The sequence below is a fragment of the Capnocytophaga sp. oral taxon 324 str. F0483 genome (genome assembly GCF_000318315.2).
In the GTDB taxonomy this organism is placed as follows: Bacteria; Bacteroidota; Bacteroidia; order Flavobacteriales; family Flavobacteriaceae; genus Capnocytophaga; species Capnocytophaga ochracea.
The window spans coordinates 56011-74018 of sequence record NZ_KB291518.1 but is presented as its reverse complement, the minus strand read 5'-3'; the positions used below and the strand labels follow the sequence as shown (position 1 = coordinate 74018).

Sequence of the window (18008 nt, the reverse complement as noted above, 5' to 3'; positions counted from 1 at the left end):
AGTAATAAACCTAAATACCCAAAATACCGAAATTAACAGTGCAAAGGTAGTGTATTTTAGTGAAAAGAGAAAAGTGAAGATTAAAAAATGTCATTTGGAAGTGATATTGTTATATTTCTAACGTTCTTTTTTATCTGTTGTTTTAGATATTTAATAAAAAATAATGAGTGTTGAGAAGTACTTCTCAACACTCATTTGTATAGTCAAGTATCAAACTATTTTTATTTGTTTCCAGCCTGTTTTTTAGCGTCTGCTTTCATCTTTTCATTAGGAACGATTACTACATTCACACGGCGGTTTTTAGCTCGTCCATCAGCAGTTTCGTTACTTGCAACAGGGTTTCTTTCACCATACCATTTGGTAGTAAAACGGCTACCCGCTAAACCTTTACTTTTAAAATAGTTAGTAACGGCTTGTGCACGGCGTTGTGAAAGACCTAAGTTGTACTCATCTTTACCTACATTATCAGTGTGGCCAGCTACTATCACATTAGTATCAGGATATTCTTTAAGAATAGCAGATAGTTTATCAAGTGTTTGTCTTGATTTGTTGTTGATGTTATACTTATTAGTATCAAAGTATACACCTCCGTTATTTTCGTCGAAAGTAACCACGATACCATCGTCTACACGTTTAACATCGGCACCTGGGATTTCTTCTTCTATTTTTTTAGCTTGTTTATCCATTTGGTTACCGATAACAGCTCCTGCAGCACCTCCTACTACTGTACCGAGTACAGCACCGAGTTCGCTGTTTTGTCCGTTACCTACGTTGTTCCCTAAAATAGCTCCTAATAAAGCTCCACCGGCAGCACCAATTACAGCTCCGCGTTGTGCTTTGTTAGAGTTGTTGTATGCCTCGCAACCGGTAAGCAATACAGCTGCCGATAAGGCTAAAACTACGATTTTTTTCATCTTCTGTTTGTATTAATCTTTAATTATTTTACAAAATTCATTGAGATAACAAAAGGTTTGCCATCTACTCTCACGGTTTGTTCCCACACCATTGAGTTGTCAGAAATACTTGCCAAGTGCAAACGAATACCTTGTTTAGTTTCTGAAACGTATTTTTCATTAGTAGGTTTCAACAGAAAATCATAGTATCCTGTTGATTTATCTACTTCTTGTACAATAAAAATGAAGTTTCTTTGTCCTGTTGAACAACCACTCGCGTTGATAGTATAGTGTCCGCGGTTGTTATTCGGAACGAATTTCCAAGTACTGCCTTCAAAGCATTCTTTGGAAGTATCGTTTAACAAGGTAACTTCATATTTACCTTTTTCACTATATGTGATGGATTGCAATGTCCATTCACCTTTAATAGCTTTATTAGCTATATTTGTTTCTTTGGGTTTTGCAGTCATTGAGCCTGAAGAACTCTTACAAGCCATTACCAATACTGCCATTACAAGTAAAAGTGCAATTTTTTTCATCTTTAATTGTTTTTTGATTACGAGGGCAAAAATAAACTTTTTTTTCTCGCCCACCTAATAATTAACTAAATATTAACATTCTATTACTAAGTTATCATATGCCAAAAATACGTTTTTAGGCAATCTTTTTTGTATCTCATCGTGAAAACCAAAGGTTTGGCTCACGTGTGTGAGATAGGTGCGCTTAGGTTGTACATCTCCTATAATTTCCAAAGCTTCCGCTAAATTGAGGTGTGTAGGGTGTACATCATCTCTTAGGCAATTCAATACTAAAACATCTAAATCTCGTAGTTTTTCTCTTTCGCTCTTGTCTATATATTTGGCATCGGTAATATAACCCAAGTCTTCTATCCGATAGCCTACGATGGGCAAATTACCGTGCATTATGTGTATAGGTTCAACTGTTTTACCATACAAAGTAAAAGGCGCTTCGTCTATCTCGTGAGGTATTACCGAAGGAGCTCCTTCATATCGGTTTTCAGTGGCAAAGATATAACCAAAACGCACTCTCAGCTCATCGATTACTCTTTTTAGTCCGTAGATAGGCATATCGCCTTGCAAGCGTACAAAAGGGCGTATGTCGTCCATCCCGGCGGTATGATCGGCGTGCTCGTGAGTGAACAGTATAGCCTCCAAATGCTGTACATCGTTGGTGAGCATTTGCTGTCTAAGATCAGGACTGCAATCTATTGCAATATTAGTGTCTTCCCAACTGATAAGTGCCGAAGTGCGCAACCGTTTATCTTTGGGGTTGGTACTTTTCCCCACAGGGTGGTTGCTTGCTATTACGGGAATCCCTTGTGAAGTACCTGTACCGAGGAAAGTAATCTTCATAATAATGATAAATGATTAATGGTTAATGATTAATTTCACAAGTCATTAATCATTAACCACTAATCTTTAAACAATTAAAATTGTTATTTTTTATGTCTTGGCTCAGAGGATACAGTAAGTTTTTTGCGTCCTTTAGCGCGACGGCGTGCTAACACTTTTCTACCATTGGCAGTTGCCATACGTTCTCTGAATCCGTGTTTATTTCTTCTTTTTCTCTTTGAAGGTTGAAATGTTCTTTTCATTGCTTGTTAATCTTTAAAATCTTATTAAAAATGATACTTTATCTCTCTATTTTATCAATAGCGGGGCAAAAGTACGTCAATTTTTTGGAATGACAAAATATTTTTTATTTTTTCTTGTGTAAAACCCTATATTCTTCGTAACACTGACTGATGGCTTCAAGCACTTGCAGGTCGTTTGCCGTCATTATAAAATCGTTAGAATAGTTGCAAGAGCGAATGATATCTTCTAATTCACTACGGTCTACTTGCAAAAGTTCTAATAGGGTTTCGCGGTCGTAACGGGTGGAAAGAGCATCGCTCAATTCGTTGTCTTTGCGCATCTCTCTCAGTTTGCGCATTTCTTTTCCTTTGGCACCAAACGAGCGACTCAGCAAGTCGGCAGGGTTCATTACAGCACTTAGCACTCTACCCACAGCACTTGCACTAGCTCTACTTTCATAACCTATATCTAACCCCGAAATGCTATAACGCGTATTGTCATTGATAGGTGCATTTTTAGCGTCAATATCCAAATAGCCTGTGAGTTTATAAGGAGTTACAACCACTTCTTGTAAAGTATAAGCAAGCTCTGTCATTCCTATTTTCAACCCTTGATATTTTATCATATCGTTTGTTATGCGTATCTTGGTAGATTTATACCCTAAAAAAGAAATGTATAGCGTGTCGTTAGCACTTACTCTGATACTAAAATCACCTTTGTCATTGGTAGTAGTACCTCTTACTTTATTGAGGTTTAAGATGTGTACATTAGGCATTGGTTTATTGTTTTGCACACTGTAAATATGTCCGTGCAACACTGTTTCCTGAGCTACAAGTGTCGTCACACATAAAAACATACAAAACCATAATATCTTCTTCATCATACTTACTTCTTTTAAGGGTAAAAAAATAGGTGTTCGAGGAGTGCCCTCGAACACCCTAATCATATTAAAACATTAGTTCTTTACATTGAAGGCTTTTTCTTTAGGATAGTAAGCTACTGAACCCAAAGATTCTTCGATGCGGAGCAATTGGTTGTACTTCGCCATACGGTCAGAACGTGAAGCCGAACCTGTTTTGATTTGTCCGGTGTTCAAAGCTACTGCTAAGTCGGCAATAGTGTTGTCTTCTGTTTCTCCTGAACGGTGAGACATTACGGCAGTATAACCAGCGCGGTTTGCCATATCTACGGCTGCGATAGTTTCAGACAAAGTACCGATTTGGTTTACTTTGATGAGAATAGAGTTGGCAATACCTTTGGCAATACCTCTTTCAAGGATAGATACGTTAGTAACGAACAAATCATCACCTACCAATTGTACTTTTTTGCCCAATTTGTCAGTAAGGAGTTTCCATCCGTCCCAGTCGTTTTGATCCATACCGTCTTCGATAGAGATGATAGGGTATTTAGCTACCAATTCAGCCAAGTAGTCAGCTTGTTCAGCTGAAGTACGTACTTTACCTTTAGCACCTTCAAAGATAGTATAATCGTATTTGCCATTTTTGTAGAACTCAGAAGAAGCACAGTCTAAGGCGATTTTGATATCTTCACCCCATTTGTAGCCTGCTTCTTTTACAGCTTCTTTAATAGAATCGAGAGCGTCTTCGATGTCTTTAAAGTTAGGAGCAAAACCTCCTTCATCACCTACGGCAGTGCTCAATCCTTTTTTGTGCAATACCTTTTTAAGGTTGTGGAACACTTCTGAACCCATTTGGATAGCTTGTGAAAAGTTCTTAGCGTTCACAGGCATAATCATAAACTCTTGGAAAGCAATAGGCGCATCGGAGTGTGCCCCAGCGTTGATGATGTTCATCATTGGTACAGGCAAAGTGCGAGCACTTACCCCACCTACATAACGATACAAAGGCAAACCGAGTTCTTCAGCAGCGGCTCTTGCTACTGCCAATGATACCCCAAGAATAGCGTTTGCTCCTAATTTAGATTTGTTAGGAGTACCGTCGAGCTCAATCATTGTTTTGTCGATAAGGTTTTGTTCGAAAACGTCCATACCTACGATTTCTTCAGCGATGATATCGTTTACATTAGCAACGGCTTTGAGTACGCCTTTACCCATATAACTTTTACCACCGTCGCGCAATTCAACGGCTTCGTATTCACCTGTCGATGCTCCTGATGGAACAGCAGCTCTACCAAGGAAACCATTCTCGGTCATTACATCTACTTCTACGGTTGGATTTCCTCTTGAATCCAAAATCTGACGTGCGTGCACGCTTACAATAATACTCATATATTTTGTTATTTAATTATTTACGAATTTAATTAGAAAATTAGTCAATGTGATAATTAGCAAATTTTGTAATGCAAAAGCTACATAAGACAATTTGCTAATTTACTAATTTTCTCATTTGCTAATTACCAAAGCTTTCTCTTCCCCAAAAGAAAGGCGGTTGAATACCTAAAGCGCGGAGGTAAGTATACCCTTGTCCGCGATGGTGACTCTCGTTTTCAATGAAGTATAATATCCATTGGGCAAAGCTGAAAGTCATTTGATAAATAGTGAATGGTTGGGTATAATCACCTACTTTTTGCCATTCACGGTCGAGAATTTCAGTAGCTCTGTCCCACAAAGCCAATACTTCCGCTTTGGTAGTAGGAAAGGCTCCTTCCAAGAAAAGCGTGTGTTGCTCCTGAAATCTTTCTTTAAAAAGATAGTCCATAACTCTCAAAAACTCTTCTACCATTCCTGAAAACGGACGCAGGTTTGCAATGTTGAACTCAAAGAGGTCTTTCTCGGGAAAAGCCTCAATCACCTTGCGAGTGAGACCACGTACATCTTTTAGGTTAGTGAGCAATGCTTCGGGTGTAAGTAATTCTTTCATTTATTATTAAAATTAATCAAAAAGTTATATTTCTTGTGTGATGACCATCGCTACTTCCCCCTTCGAAGGGGGTAGGGGGGATGTTGCCTTATTTTCTAATTCCCCAATTGCTCCACAAATTGGTCAAACAAATACGTCGCATCATTAGGACCAGGAGCGGCTTCAGGGTGATACTGCACACTGAAACACTTCTTGCCTTTCACTCGTAAACCCATCACAGTATTGTCGTTCAGGTGGGTATGCGTGATTTCCACATTAGGATTAGCTTCTGCCTCTGCTCTATTCACAGCAAAACCGTGATTCTGAGAGGTAATCTCGTCCTTACCTGTAAGCAAATTCTTCACAGGGTGATTAATACCACGGTGACCGTTGTGCATTTTGTAAGTGCTAATGCCGTTTGCCAGTGCAATAATCTGATGTCCTAAGCAAATGCCGAAGATAGGCAAATCTTCTGCTATCATCTGCTTTACTTGGGCAATCACCTCGGTGAGCGGTTCGGGGTCGCCAGGCCCATTAGACAAGAAATAGCCATTGGGGTTCCACGCTTTAAGCTCAGCCAAAGGCGTGTTGTACGGAAATACTTTGATGTACATATCACGGGCTGCCAAGTTGCGTAAGATGTTTTTCTTGATGCCGAAATCGAGCGCTGCTACTTTGTACTTCGCTTCTGGATTGCCAAAAAAATAAGGTTCAGTAACCGACACTTTCGATGCCAATTCTAAACCTTTCATATTAGGAATCTCATTTAAGCGAGCTTTGAGCAGTGCTAAATCGTCAGTTTCTGTGGAAATAACAGCGTTCATCGAGCCATTATCACGAATATAACTTACCAAAGCGCGAGTATCTACTTCACAAATGGCTACCAAGTGGTTACGGTCTAAAAAGTCTTTCAAGGTTTCCTCGGCAACAGCACGGGAGGCATCATAACTAAAATTTCTACATACCAGCCCTGCAATTTTCATACCATTCGATTCGTTGTCGTCTTCACAGATACCGTAATTACCGATGTGAGCATTGGTCATCACCATAATCTGACCAAAGTACGAAGGGTCAGTAAATATTTCCTGATAGCCCGTCATACCCGTATTGAAACACACTTCGCCAAAAGCAGTACCTTCATAGCCAACGCTTTTACCATAAAAGGCAGTGCCATCAGCAAGGAGTAATACCGCTTTTTTCTTTTGTTGATACTTCATTGTGCTATTTCCTTAAATCGACTGCAAAGGTACAAAATATTTTTGAAATATAAATAATCAATGATATTTTTTAGCCTAAACCTATTAAAATTATTTCAATATTACCCTGAAATACAATCAATATACATCTTATCTTCATCTTATCTTCATCTTATCTCCATTCATTGTTCGTTCATTGTTCGTCTTTTGTTCGTTGTAGAGCCACTGTAGAGCCACTGAAAAACCACTCATCGTTCGATTATCCTATAAGCTTTGTATAATCCTCCCCCAATTACACCATTAATCATTAACCATTATTTAAATATTCATAAAAAAAGTTCCTATTTCCAAAAAAATATTATACCTTTGTCATTATTTTAAATTCTAAAGCTATGAAACAACTATTTATTGCATTTCTCATTGTGTTAGGATTGAGTGCTTGTACCAATCCTGAAGAAGCCATAAAAGCGTATCAGCAACAAAAGGAAGCTATAGGTTTGCAAACTCCCGAAAAGCAAAATGAACTTTTAGGGCAGAACCCCGTTGCTTTTCAGCAGAACCTACAAGCGATAAGTAAACAATGCGCTGAGGTGTTAACTAACGCTAAAGGATTACCTTCTGATTTTATAGTTAAAGAAGAGAAAGAGAACCAATACGAACTTTTGTCTCTTACTTCTGCTTATTTACTGAATCATCGCAAATATACCGAAGAAGAAGCCCCTGCTATCAAAGCCTTGGAAGAATCTCTTAAAGATGTAGATTTAGATAACGCTACCGATTTCGATGCGTATAATGCTTATAAAACCTTAGTGCATAATTGCTTCCAACTGAAAATCTATCGCTATCAAGTGCAATATGAGTTCAACGACCCGTGGGGTAAGATTTTAGCCGATTTCAATACGCTTAAATCACAAAATATTAAAGAAAACCTCACCCCTTTGCTCATCGAAGGAGTATCGGCTACCTCGGCTGAGACTACCAATGAACAGATTATAGCCTTAGTGCAAAAGGCAGTAAAAGATAACGAACTGTTAAACGCTCTTTCAGGACGCATTGCTACAGTAAACCGACTCAAAGCAGGACAACCTTTCCCTCTTTTTAAAGCTCTTACCGACTTGAACGATAAAGAAGTGAAATATGAGAGTTTACCCCTCAAAGGCAAATTGCTATTTGTAGATATATGGGCTACTTATTGCCCTGATTGCCGTAAAGAGTTGCCCGCCTTAGAAGCCTTACAGCAATCCTATAAAGGTAAGCCTATTGTCTTTCTCAGTATTTCAGTAGACCGTGATAAAGAAGCGTGGAAAGAGATGGTAAAGAATGATAAACTAAGTGGTATTCATCTGTATACCACCCCAGAAGTGAAAGATACTTATAAGTTTTTGTACGACTTGCGAAGTATCCCTCGCTATATGCTTATTGATGCACAGGCTAATATCATCAACAGCAATGCACCAATGCCTTCCGATAAAAACTTGAAGGAATTGATAGATGTGAGTTTAATGGCTCTTACTAATTCGAAAGCTAAATAGAAACTTTGTGTTAAGAAAATACTTTTTAAACCAATATTATACCATAAAATGAAAAGAATCCTATTTTTAGTAGCTTTATTGATGGCAATTCCTGCCTCAGCTCAGTTGCTTCGTCATAATTTCGACGAAGAAGGCGACACTTTTATTCAAGGTATTGTGCGTGGACAGTTTTGGGCTCGCCTTACCGAAACAAACCCTGGTACTACCGTACAAGGTGAACCTGCCGATAAGGTATTCGACCTTTCTGTACGGCGTTATCGCTTAGGCTTCTTCGCCCAAGTAGAAAAGAAATGGTTGTTCTATATCCTAATGGGAAATAATAATCTCAACCAAAGTACCCTCCAAAGCTCCGATTTCCGTTTGCTTGACGTGCTCGGTCAGTATACTTTTAGCGAAAAATTGAGCATTGGGGTAGCCAAGACCACCTTTGCAGGAGCTGGGCGTTTTTCCAACACTTTCTCTAATGGCTCTATGCTCACTCTCGACCCTTCCGTTTATTATCTTAACACCCTTAATCATTTCGATGATATGGGGCGTAGGATAGGTGTTTACGCCAAAGGTCAGTTAGGAAAGATTGATTATTTCGTGTCTTTGCAAAATTCACCTGCCCCCTCTGATAATGTTCGTACAGCTTTTAATTATAGCAAAGGGCAACCCAAAGTGCTTACTTCCTCTTACCTAAAATATGAGTTTTGGGACGATGAGAGCAACAAATTGCCTACTAGCGGAGGTAATGGCACTTATTTAGGAACTAAACACATAATGAATCTCGGTATTGGCTATGAATATCAAGCTAAAATAAGAGAAATCACTGATGGAACTAATACTTCCTATCGCGATTACTTCAATTTAGGAATCGACTTTTTTATAGATACTCCTATTTCTGAACACAACGACGCTATTACCGCTTATTTAGGCTTTAACAGCACTCATTTTGGTAGTGATTATGTGAGAAGTGTGGGTGCTAATAGCATTTTTGCAGGAGGAACCTCTCTTAATGGAGCTGGCAATGCTACTCCCGCCATAGGTACAGGTAGTACCTTATTCTTGCAATTAGGCTATCTGCTTCCTAAATGGGAAAATTGTAATATCCGTGTACAACCCAATGCAGGCTGGCGATTTGCTAACTATAAAGCCCTCAACAGCAACGTGAATATCTATTCAGTAGGCGTGAATACTTATTTTAACGGACAAAAGAGCAAACTCTCCTTAGGCTATGAGAACCGCCCTATCTTCGATGCTACTGATAAAAAGGTAAGCACTCGCTTAGGTACTTTTGTATTGCAATACCAAATAGAGCTTTAAGAGAGAATATTGGATAGTGAAAAATCGTTTTTCTATCATATATTCTCCCTTCCAACTATTTAATTTGCATTGTATATCACCTCCTAAAAAATAAAAGAAGGCTGTCTGTTTTATATCAGACAGCCTTCTTTATATTAATATTAACATTAACCACTAATCATTAATCATTAAAAAAAGTGTTTTTTACTTTCTCTACAAAGTCTAACTTTTCCCAAGTAAAAAGCTCTACTTCTATCGTTTTTGTTTTGTGATAAGGTGACGAGAACACTTTGGTTACCACCTTAGGTGTACGTCCCATATGTCCGTAAGATGCTGTTTCGCTATAGATAGGATTACGTAGTTTCAGGCGTTGTTCTATATCATACGGACGCAAAGGGAAGATTTCTTGTATCTTCTTCGCTATTTCACCATCGGTGAGGTTTACCTTAGCTGTACCATAAGTATTTACGTATACGCCCGTAGGTTCGGCTACCCCTATGGCGTAACTCACTTGCACCAATATCTCATCGGCTACTCCTGCAGCTACTAAGTTCTTAGCGATATGTCGCATAGCATAAGCTGCACTGCGGTCTACCTTGCTCGGGTCTTTGCCGGAGAAAGCGCCTCCGCCGTGAGCTCCTTTACCGCCATACGTATCTACGATAATTTTACGACCAGTCAAGCCTGTATCGCCGTGAGGACCTCCTATCACGAAGATACCCGTAGGGTTGATGTGGTAAATAATCTTGTCGTCAAAGAATGGTGCATATTGAGGATACTTTTTAATCACACGCGGTATGAGAATGTTCACAATGTCTTCTTTTATCTTTTGAAGCATCTTCTTTTCCGTGTCGAACTCGTCGTGTTGGGTAGAAATCACAATCGTGTTCACGCGCACCGGTTTGTTGTCATCGCTGTATTCAAGGGTTACTTGGCTTTTCGCATCGGGGCGCAAATAGGTAATCTCTTTGTTTTCACGACGTAAATCGGCTAATTCTCTCAGCAAAGTGTGCGAGAGGTCTAAGGCAAGAGGCATATAGTTTTCGGTTTCGTTTACCGCATAACCAAACATCATTCCTTGGTCGCCAGCGCCTTGTTCTTCGGGTTTACCGCGCTCTACCCCCTGATTGATATCGGGCGATTGTTCGTGAATTGCCGAAAGCACACCACACGATTTAGCTTCAAACATATAGTCGCTTTTAGTATAGCCAATTTTCTCAATCACGTTGCGCGCAATTTGCTGTACATCTATGTAGGTGTTCGATTTTACTTCCCCAGCCAATATTACCTGACCGGTAGTAACTAAAGTCTCGCACGCCACCTTCGAATGAGGGTCGAAAGCAAGAAAGTTGTCGATTAGAGCATCGCTTATTTGGTCTGCGATTTTGTCGGGGTGTCCTTCAGAAACGGACTCAGAGGTGAATAAATATCCCATTGGTAATTATGATTTAGTAGAGGACGCAATTGTAAAGAAGAATGGGGAACTGACGTGAAAAGCAAGTAAAGATTACTGTTTTAGCATTTTTCGGGGAGTACCCCAAGAGGTTGCAATCAGTACAAATTTGTCCTCTTGTTATGTTTTTCGGTGCAAAGGTATAAAATAATTATAAATGAACAATTATAAATAAATAAATTTCTCTACTGTTCATTCGCTCACACCTGTTTGTCGTGCTAATTGCCTGTGTGGCCCGCACTTCACTCTGTGGCTCACACTAAAGTCCTATCACTATCCCAACACTCGGTATAAAACCACTGCTGAAAACACTTTTGTCCTTCTTGTAGAGCACATTGTAGCTCACACCTATCTGTATATACACATTACCCCCCACATTTTGCATATAACCAGCTCCCACATACAAGGCGTCTTCCTCAGTATTGTATTTGTAATTGGTGCTTTTATGCTTCTGAGAGATAAAATAATGCTGATAAGAACTACTCACATACGCCACCCTACCTATGTAATAGGTTAAAGCAGGACCTACGCCCACTAGCAAACTGCGGTAGTATTCCGAGTTTTGAAAAGAACCATTCACCACAGCAGCAAGCTCCAAATCCTCAGTGATTTTGTACCCCAAGCGTGGCGATACATCAATCCCCAATCCATAAGTAGAGTAACCAATGCCTATATTTCCCCCATAAGTCCAAGGGTTAGGACGGCTGTTTTGGTAATCAGGGTCTAAAATGTTAGGACTTTGTGACCAAGCTAAGTGGCTCATAACAAGGAGTGTGATAGCTGATAAAAAGCGCTTCATATTCATATGTTTATATTTTTCGGCAAAGATAATAAATAATTACAAATAGCCAAATCTTACCTTATCAATAAGCAATGGCGTATTTTTCTATAAGATAATACTTTTTTAGAAAAACCAATAACAGAACATAAGTGTAACTACCTTATAGCGCTCAGCCAAGGTGTACAAAGGCTTTCAGTAACATTCCTATATCTATCGTCCAAGATTCGTTCAAGCTTCCTATAAGCTCCATATAAAATTTTTTTTACCCAAAAAAACGCTCATAAAAAATATATTCATCACATTTTCAGTATATAAACTCTCAGTGTTCTAAAAACGCCATTTTGTCAATAAAGAGGCTATAAAACATATTTATTTTCTGTTTTGAGTTCTATTTTCAGAAAAATATTCTAAAAGAGGAATCTCTTTTTTCTTTTGTTTGTTTTTCTCATTTTTTTTTAGAAAACTTTGCACTGAAAAATAAAGCGATTTATGAATTTGAAAAATTTATTAGTTTTTGTAGGTATTTTCCTTTGGGTATTACCTTCCTTAGCGCAAAATGTAACGATTAAGGGCTCGGTGAAAGACACTAAAGGTGAACCTATGATGGGCGCTTTTGTCTTTATAAAAGGCACCCAACACGGTACTTCTACTGACTTTGATGGCAACTATACTCTCAATGCCCAAGTAGGCGATGTACTCAAATATTCATTTTTGGGAATGAAATCTGTCGAAAAGAAAGTAACGGCAGGTGTAACCCAAATAGATATCGTTCTTCAAGACGATATTCAGCAATTAGAAGGTACAGTGGTAACTGGCTATGGAAGCAAAAAAATAGCCAGTCGCACGGTGGCTTCGGTAGCTACTGTAAAAGGCAAAGATTTTGCCGAAACTCCTAATGCTAATATCACCGATGCACTACAAGGTAAAGTGGCAGGTATGGTGGTAACTACCGAGTCCGGAAGACCAGGAGCAAGCTCTTCGGTACTCATTCACGGGCTCAACACGTTTATGTCAGTTTTTGATAAGACGATAGTCTCAGAACCTTTGTATATAATAGATGGTGCCCCTGTAAGTGGCGATATAATGACGATGTATAACCCTACCGATATAGAGAGCGTAACAGTACTCAAAGATGCTGCTTCTACTTCTATCTATGGAGCTCGTGCTGCCAATGGGGTGATTTTAATTACTACCAAAAGAGGTAAACGCAATGAGCGCACTCATATTACTATTAATCATCAGTTGGGCTTTTCAATGCGCACCAATGTAACTCGCAAATTCTTTGATAATATGGCGAGCCCACAAGAGTATATGGACTTTTGGGTAAAAAAAGACCCCAATGCTATTGTAGCTTTCGGTAGGCGTTCGGGCTACACCCAAACTACGGCAAGAGCTATCGCCGATAGTATCTTGGCAGCAAATCCTTATAATACACGTTGGGATAAAGTTTTCTTTCGCGATTTCGCTCCTATCTCACGCACCGATGTGTCTATTTCGGGAGGAAGTAATACTACTTCTTATTACATTTCGTTGGGCTACTTAGACCAACAGGGTATCAAGGCGCGTTCGGACTACAAGCGCTATAATCTCAATACTAATTTGGACACACAAATAACCGATTGGCTTAAAGCAGGACTTTCAATCTCCTTAGGAACTACCACTGCCGAAGGAGTATCGAACGCTGGTAGTGAAACCGATATATTGTCGCTCCCCATTTATTCTCCCAAAGAGAGCGATGGGAAGAGAAAGAATTACATTCCTTCTTTTATTAATCGTCAGAATGGCTTTTTTCACCCTGATTATATGGCTGAAAAATACCCTTCTATTGATTATACTGAGGATATATTGCCTATAGGGTATTTATTAATAGAACCTATCAAGAACTTAACATTTAAAAGCCAAGTAGGGATACAGTATAATGTAAATGAAACCGAAAGCAAAGGGCCTCTACCTTCTTATATAGATTATCGTTATAGTAATGATAGTAGCAAAACGGTAGCACAAACCTTTCGCTATCTCAATAAATATATACAGCGTACTTATACTAACCTATTGCAATACAAATGGAATATAAAGAACTTACACGATTTTGATTTCCTATTGGGGCAAGAATCTATCGAAACGCTGTGGCGCTCGTTCAACGCATCGTCTAAGGGGCAACCTTCTGATGCTTTATCAATGCTCAGCCACGGAACTAAAGAATATAATGTAGGAGATAGCCAATCTGAATCAGGATTTAATTCCTATTTTGCCCGTTTGGAATACTCTTATAAATACCGTTATTTTATAGACCTATCAGCACGCCGTGATGGTTCATCAGCTTTTGGTTCAAATAATCGCTATGCCAATTTTTGGGCGATAGGAGGAATGTGGAAACTCAAAAAAGAGAAGTTTTTGCAAAAGGTAAATTGGCTTACCAGCTTAGATTTGCGTTTTAGCACCGGTATTTCGGGCAACTCTTCTATTGGTGATTATCGCAATAGAACCTTGGTAGATGCTTCAAAATTATATAAGCAAACCCCAGGTTATTTTATTGCGATGCTCGGTAATCCCGATATTATGTGGGAAGAACAACAGAAAACAACACTCGGCTTGCACATCGGTATCGCCAAAGGTACTACTATCAATTTTGAAGTGTATGAGCGTAATACCCATAAAACTCTTGCACAACGTTATATAAACTCAGCCTCTGGCTTTACTTCTATTCCGGATAATATAGGTGATATGCAAAATAGAGGTTTTGACCTTACTATTTCAACGATTGCGTATAGAAGTAAGAACAATGATTTAAGCATACGTCCTTATTTCAATATGAATTACAATGAACAGAAGGTAACCTCGCTATTCTTGAGCAAAGATAATTTTGTGAATGGACTTTTTAATAATGGATATAGGCTAAATGAACCATTACAATGGGCATTGCCAATATTTAAGGGTATCAATAAAGACGGAGATGCCGAATGGTATCAACGAAACGAAGATAACCCTATGATACAACAAAAAGACGACTCCAAAGTTACGACCCAATTCAGTGAAGACCTAATACAAACTACAGGTAAGAAAATGTTTGCACCTATCAATGGTGGTTTTGGGCTAAGCGCTACTTATAAGAATGTATCACTCGATTTGGCATTTTCTTATGCTTTGGGCAAATGGCTTATCAATGAAGACCGATACTATACTTTAAACCAAAGCACTTTTGGAGGTAAGAATTTTAATAGAGAATTGTTTAACTATTGGAAACAAGAAGGTGATGATACAGAGTTGCCTAAACTCAGCAGTGCTTATTATATGCGCAAAGATACCCGCTTACTCGAAAATGCCTCTTATATGCGCTTGAAGAGTATAAGTTTAAGTTATGCGCTTCCTCAGGAGGTAATAGACCAAATGAGATTCTTTTCAGGAGTGCGCCTATATGCATCGGCACGTAATATTTTCACCATTACCAAATATTCAGGAGCCGACCCTGAGTTTTCTAATACGTTATCAAGAGGAGGTTATCCGCCTGCTCGTCAATTTACTATAGGTGTAGAACTTAAATTCTAAAAAGGGAAAATGAAAAAAATAATATATATAGCACTTTTATGTTCTTTTTTGGTGTCGTTGCCTACGGGTTGTGCTCGTTTGGACTTAGACCCTTATAATTACGCCAGTGAGAATACCAGTTTTAAGAATAAGCGCGATGCTGAAATGTGGGTAAACGGGATGTATAACGCTTTGCGTGATTACAATCAGGGACAACAGATGTATGCCTCAGACCTCCAAGCCGATTATCTCAACGCAGCTGCGGGAGCAATGGAAAAGTTGCCCGATATGCATCGGTGGTCTACGTTTGCTTCTTCAGAGCACGCTACTGCCTCTATATGGAAAGAACGCTTTCTTATCATTCAAGATATAAACACGGGTATTAAGGGCTTCCCTAATATACCTGAGCAATCAGAAATACAAGAACTTACAGGAGCTCTCTACTTAGGGCGAGCCTATTGCTTTACCTATTTGGTTACGCACTTTTGCAAACCTTATAACAGTAGTACAGCAACTACCGATTTAGGTTTACCTCTGCTTACAGCTCCTACGCTCAAGAACTTTCCTCCGCGCAGTAGTGTAGCCGAAACCTATGATTTTATACTTAGTGATATTCAGAAAGCTGAAACCTTATTAGCAAGCCAAACAGGAGCAGCAGGAGCTGATACTTTCACCCTCGATGCTGCCAGAGCTCTCAAAGCAAGGGTATTGCTCTATAAAAATGATTGGGCACAAGCCTACCAAGTAGCAGTAGAGCTTATCAATACTAATCGCTATCCATTGGCTACCTCTGCCGATGCTTTCAAGAAAATATGGACAGAAGATGATAATACCGAGAGTATTATTCAGTTATATGCAGCTGTTAATGCAGGAGTTTATGAAACTTCTGATAATACCAATGAGCTCTATTTAGGTGAAAGTGAAAGTTTCTTTTTCCCAGGACAGATAGACGCTAATCCTAATGTATTGCCTACTCAAGATTTTATAGATTTATTTACTACTGACGACTGGCGAAAAGATGTTTTCTTGAAAGAAGTAACCGTAGGGTTTAGCTCTCTTTATGCTGTAAACAAGTACCCTCGAAATAGAGAATTAGAACCTATTGATAGTTATAATTTTTATTATGGGCATAAGGCTAAGCTTTTTCGCATAGCTGAAACTTACCTTATAGCAGCCGAAGCTGCCTATAAAAACAATGATGAAACTAATGCTAAAAAGTACTTAAACCTATTACGTGCTGCAAGAGGGCTCAGTGCTATTACTACCTCAGGAAGCAACCTTTTTGCCGACATACAAAACGAGCGCAATAGAGAGTTAGCTTTTGAAGATTTCCGCCTGTATGACCTTAATCGCTGGGGATTGCCTGTAAAAAGAGGCACTCCTCAGGATGTAACGGCTATTAGGAATACTCCTGCCTCTGATTATAGTGAACTCAATATTCAGGTAGGAAGTAATTACTATTACAAAATAGTATGGTCTATACCAGTAGATGATATAGACTACGAACAAGGCAATTGGAAACAAAATCCTAATTGGTAATCCTATAATTAGCAAATTAGTAAATGTGAAAATTTGCTAATTTTCTAATTTTCTAATTTATAAAAATATGGAATATTACGAATTATACAAAAAACTAAAAACAGTTTTCGATACCCAGTGCGATACCGAATTACCCGAGCTGGGTATTCGTATTTTGCATAATAGCTTCTTCTCCGAAGGGGCTAAGTATTACCTGCCAGGAAGTCCGCATTTGTTTTGTCAAGAACATAACTTATCGTTTCCTTCTCAGCTTAATGATGCGCAAGACGACCTCCATTGGGCTGACTATGATGTGGATTGTAATATTCATTTCCAGTATCATATAATACAACCTTTGGGAACTCCAAAAGCTGAAGGAGTGATTATTGTATTTCACGGACTCAACGAAAAGAAATGGGATAAATACTTACCGTGGGCTTATGGATTGGCAACACAAACAGGTAAGGCAGTAATGCTCTTCCCAATAGCCTTCCATATGAGTCGTGCCCCTGAGCGATGGAGCTCTCGCCAAGAAATGTACATTATTGCACAAAAGCGTATGAATGAGTTTCCGGATAATTCGGAAACCTCTTATGTGAATGCGGCGACTTCTACGCGTTTAGATGCCTTTCCTCAACGTCTCTTTTGGTCGGGTTTGCAAACGTATAACGACATAGTACAGCTCATCACCGACCTGAAAGCGGGCTTGCTCCCTACTATTGCACCTACGGCTACAGTAGACCTCTTTGGGTATTCCATAGGCTCTTTCCTTTCTGTAATATTGATGATGGCAAATCCCAAAGACTATTTTACTAATTCCAAACTCTTTTGCTTCTGCGGAGGTATGACTATCGACCGTATGTTCCCCATCTCTAAATACATAATGGACGGACGTGCAGCGATAACAATGCAGAAAACCTTTGCCGAACTGCTCAGCACCAATTTCAAGAACGACGACCGCCTAAGACATTATCAAGACAGTAACCTTCATTTTGGTGAAGGTTGGTTCAAAACGATGTTGCGCTACAACTATTACCAGAAAGAACGTGAACAGCGCTTTTTGCAGTTGGAGAAGCAAATCAAAGCTTTAGTATTGGAGAAGGACGAGGTAACACCTCCTATTGAGGCACTCAACACCCTTAAAGGAGGCTACAGAAATATCAATATAGAGGTACAAATAGAAGATTTTCCTTATCCGTATACCCATATGAGTCCGTTTGCTCTCACTACCAAGAACGCTCCTCAAGTAACCGAGGCTTTTGAGAGGTTTGTAACATCGGCAGTAGCGTTTTATTTAGGTAAAAGGTAAAAGGGAAAAGGGAAGTACAGGAATAACGAATGATGAACAAAAGACGAAGGAAAGGTGAACGAAGAGTGGGTCTACAGTGGGTCTACAGTGGGTCTACAGTGGC

The 18008-nt window shown here is 39.2% G+C and carries 15 protein-coding genes; 5 read left to right on the top strand and 10 right to left on the bottom strand.

Features of this window, described 5'->3' with window-relative positions; translation table 11 throughout:
• Nucleotides 1-221: 221 nt before the first annotated feature.
• The 8 genes from HMPREF9072_RS05440 to carA form a co-directional block, all read right to left on the bottom strand.
• On the bottom strand, nucleotides 222-914 hold the full coding sequence (locus HMPREF9072_RS05440) for an OmpA family protein (protein WP_009410919.1): 693 nt from the start codon (nucleotides 912-914) through the stop codon (nucleotides 222-224).
• A 23-nt stretch (nucleotides 915-937) separates the two neighbouring features.
• On the bottom strand, nucleotides 938-1432 hold the full coding sequence (locus HMPREF9072_RS05435; RefSeq protein WP_002673313.1) for a lipocalin family protein: 495 nt from the start codon (nucleotides 1430-1432) through the stop codon (nucleotides 938-940).
• A 72-nt stretch (nucleotides 1433-1504) separates the two neighbouring features.
• Nucleotides 1505-2266, bottom strand: coding sequence for an MBL fold hydrolase (locus HMPREF9072_RS05430; protein ID WP_009410917.1), 762 nt, complete (start codon nucleotides 2264-2266; stop codon nucleotides 1505-1507).
• 83 nt (nucleotides 2267-2349) lie between these two features.
• On the bottom strand, nucleotides 2350-2508 hold the full coding sequence (rpmH, locus tag HMPREF9072_RS12050; RefSeq protein WP_002669412.1) for a 50S ribosomal protein L34: 159 nt from the start codon (nucleotides 2506-2508) through the stop codon (nucleotides 2350-2352).
• 104 nt (nucleotides 2509-2612) lie between these two features.
• Nucleotides 2613-3371 carry a carboxypeptidase-like regulatory domain-containing protein gene (locus HMPREF9072_RS05425; RefSeq protein WP_009421677.1) on the bottom strand — a complete coding sequence of 253 codons (759 nt, stop codon included), beginning with the start codon at nucleotides 3369-3371 and terminating at the stop codon, nucleotides 2613-2615.
• A gap of 72 nt (nucleotides 3372-3443) precedes the next feature.
• Nucleotides 3444-4736: a phosphopyruvate hydratase gene (gene eno / locus HMPREF9072_RS05420; protein ID WP_009410915.1), complete on the bottom strand. Its 1293-nt coding sequence runs from the start codon at nucleotides 4734-4736 to the stop codon at nucleotides 3444-3446.
• 121 nt (nucleotides 4737-4857) lie between these two features.
• Entirely contained in the window at nucleotides 4858-5328 is a 471-nt protein-coding gene (locus HMPREF9072_RS05415; RefSeq protein WP_009410914.1) for a DinB family protein, read from the bottom strand.
• Nucleotides 5329-5423: 95 nt separating this feature from the next.
• Nucleotides 5424-6524: a glutamine-hydrolyzing carbamoyl-phosphate synthase small subunit gene (carA, locus tag HMPREF9072_RS05410; RefSeq protein WP_009410913.1), complete on the bottom strand. Its 1101-nt coding sequence runs from the start codon at nucleotides 6522-6524 to the stop codon at nucleotides 5424-5426.
• Between the two features lie 371 nt (nucleotides 6525-6895).
• Here carA and HMPREF9072_RS05405 point away from each other — a divergent pair, with 371 nt between their 5' ends.
• Both HMPREF9072_RS05405 and HMPREF9072_RS05400 read left to right on the top strand, forming a co-directional pair.
• Nucleotides 6896-8035 carry a TlpA disulfide reductase family protein gene (locus tag HMPREF9072_RS05405; protein ID WP_009410912.1) on the top strand — a complete coding sequence of 380 codons (1140 nt, stop codon included), beginning with the start codon at nucleotides 6896-6898 and terminating at the stop codon, nucleotides 8033-8035.
• 48 nt (nucleotides 8036-8083) lie between these two features.
• Nucleotides 8084-9340, top strand: a complete 1257-nt coding sequence (locus HMPREF9072_RS05400) for a hypothetical protein (protein WP_009410911.1) — start codon at nucleotides 8084-8086, stop codon at nucleotides 9338-9340.
• A 160-nt stretch (nucleotides 9341-9500) separates the two neighbouring features.
• On the opposite strand, the gene metK is transcribed toward HMPREF9072_RS05400, so the two are convergent.
• Both metK and HMPREF9072_RS05390 read right to left on the bottom strand, forming a co-directional pair.
• The gene (gene metK / locus HMPREF9072_RS05395; protein WP_009410910.1) at nucleotides 9501-10754 is read right to left on the bottom strand and encodes a methionine adenosyltransferase; all 1254 of its coding nucleotides are present in this window, start codon (nucleotides 10752-10754) and stop codon (nucleotides 9501-9503) included.
• A gap of 277 nt (nucleotides 10755-11031) precedes the next feature.
• Entirely contained in the window at nucleotides 11032-11577 is a 546-nt protein-coding gene (locus HMPREF9072_RS05390) for a hypothetical protein (protein WP_009410909.1), read from the bottom strand.
• Between the two features lie 465 nt (nucleotides 11578-12042).
• Between HMPREF9072_RS05390 and HMPREF9072_RS05385 the strand changes: the two genes are divergently transcribed.
• The 3 genes from HMPREF9072_RS05385 to HMPREF9072_RS05375 all read left to right on the top strand — a co-directional run bounded on the left by HMPREF9072_RS05385 (nucleotide 12043) and on the right by HMPREF9072_RS05375 (nucleotide 17905).
• Complete coding sequence (locus HMPREF9072_RS05385) at nucleotides 12043-15099, top strand: SusC/RagA family TonB-linked outer membrane protein (protein ID WP_009410908.1); 3057 nt, start codon at nucleotides 12043-12045, stop codon at nucleotides 15097-15099.
• A 9-nt stretch (nucleotides 15100-15108) separates the two neighbouring features.
• A complete protein-coding gene (locus tag HMPREF9072_RS05380; protein WP_009410907.1) occupies nucleotides 15109-16617 on the top strand; it encodes a RagB/SusD family nutrient uptake outer membrane protein in 1509 nt (502 codons plus the stop codon).
• Nucleotides 16618-16684: 67 nt separating this feature from the next.
• Nucleotides 16685-17905 (top strand): DUF6051 family protein, encoded by a 1221-nt coding sequence (locus HMPREF9072_RS05375; protein WP_009410906.1) that lies wholly within the window; start codon nucleotides 16685-16687, stop codon nucleotides 17903-17905.
• The last annotated feature ends 103 nt before the right edge of the window (nucleotides 17906-18008 follow it).

Excerpts from the sequence above, each read along its gene's own strand:
- HMPREF9072_RS05440 (WP_009410919.1), bottom strand. The coding sequence starts at position 914 with ATGAAAAAAATCGTAGTTTTAGCCTTATCGGCAGCTGTATTGCTTACC.
- HMPREF9072_RS05435 (WP_002673313.1), bottom strand. The coding sequence starts at position 1,432 with ATGAAAAAAATTGCACTTTTACTTGTAATGGCAGTATTGGTAATGGCT.
- HMPREF9072_RS05430 (WP_009410917.1), bottom strand. The coding sequence starts at position 2,266 with ATGAAGATTACTTTCCTCGGTACAGGTACTTCACAAGGGATTCCCGTA.
- rpmH (WP_002669412.1), bottom strand. The coding sequence starts at position 2,508 with ATGAAAAGAACATTTCAACCTTCAAAGAGAAAAAGAAGAAATAAACAC.
- HMPREF9072_RS05425 (WP_009421677.1), bottom strand. The coding sequence starts at position 3,371 with ATGATGAAGAAGATATTATGGTTTTGTATGTTTTTATGTGTGACGACA.
- eno (WP_009410915.1), bottom strand. The coding sequence starts at position 4,736 with ATGAGTATTATTGTAAGCGTGCACGCACGTCAGATTTTGGATTCAAGA.
- HMPREF9072_RS05415 (WP_009410914.1), bottom strand. The coding sequence starts at position 5,328 with ATGAAAGAATTACTTACACCCGAAGCATTGCTCACTAACCTAAAAGAT.
- carA (WP_009410913.1), bottom strand. The coding sequence starts at position 6,524 with ATGAAGTATCAACAAAAGAAAAAAGCGGTATTACTCCTTGCTGATGGC.
- HMPREF9072_RS05405 (WP_009410912.1), top strand. The coding sequence starts at position 6,896 with ATGAAACAACTATTTATTGCATTTCTCATTGTGTTAGGATTGAGTGCT.
- HMPREF9072_RS05400 (WP_009410911.1), top strand. The coding sequence starts at position 8,084 with ATGAAAAGAATCCTATTTTTAGTAGCTTTATTGATGGCAATTCCTGCC.
- metK (WP_009410910.1), bottom strand. The coding sequence starts at position 10,754 with ATGGGATATTTATTCACCTCTGAGTCCGTTTCTGAAGGACACCCCGAC.
- HMPREF9072_RS05390 (WP_009410909.1), bottom strand. The coding sequence starts at position 11,577 with ATGAATATGAAGCGCTTTTTATCAGCTATCACACTCCTTGTTATGAGC.
- HMPREF9072_RS05385 (WP_009410908.1), top strand. The coding sequence starts at position 12,043 with ATGAATTTGAAAAATTTATTAGTTTTTGTAGGTATTTTCCTTTGGGTA.
- HMPREF9072_RS05380 (WP_009410907.1), top strand. The coding sequence starts at position 15,109 with ATGAAAAAAATAATATATATAGCACTTTTATGTTCTTTTTTGGTGTCG.
- HMPREF9072_RS05375 (WP_009410906.1), top strand. The coding sequence starts at position 16,685 with ATGGAATATTACGAATTATACAAAAAACTAAAAACAGTTTTCGATACC.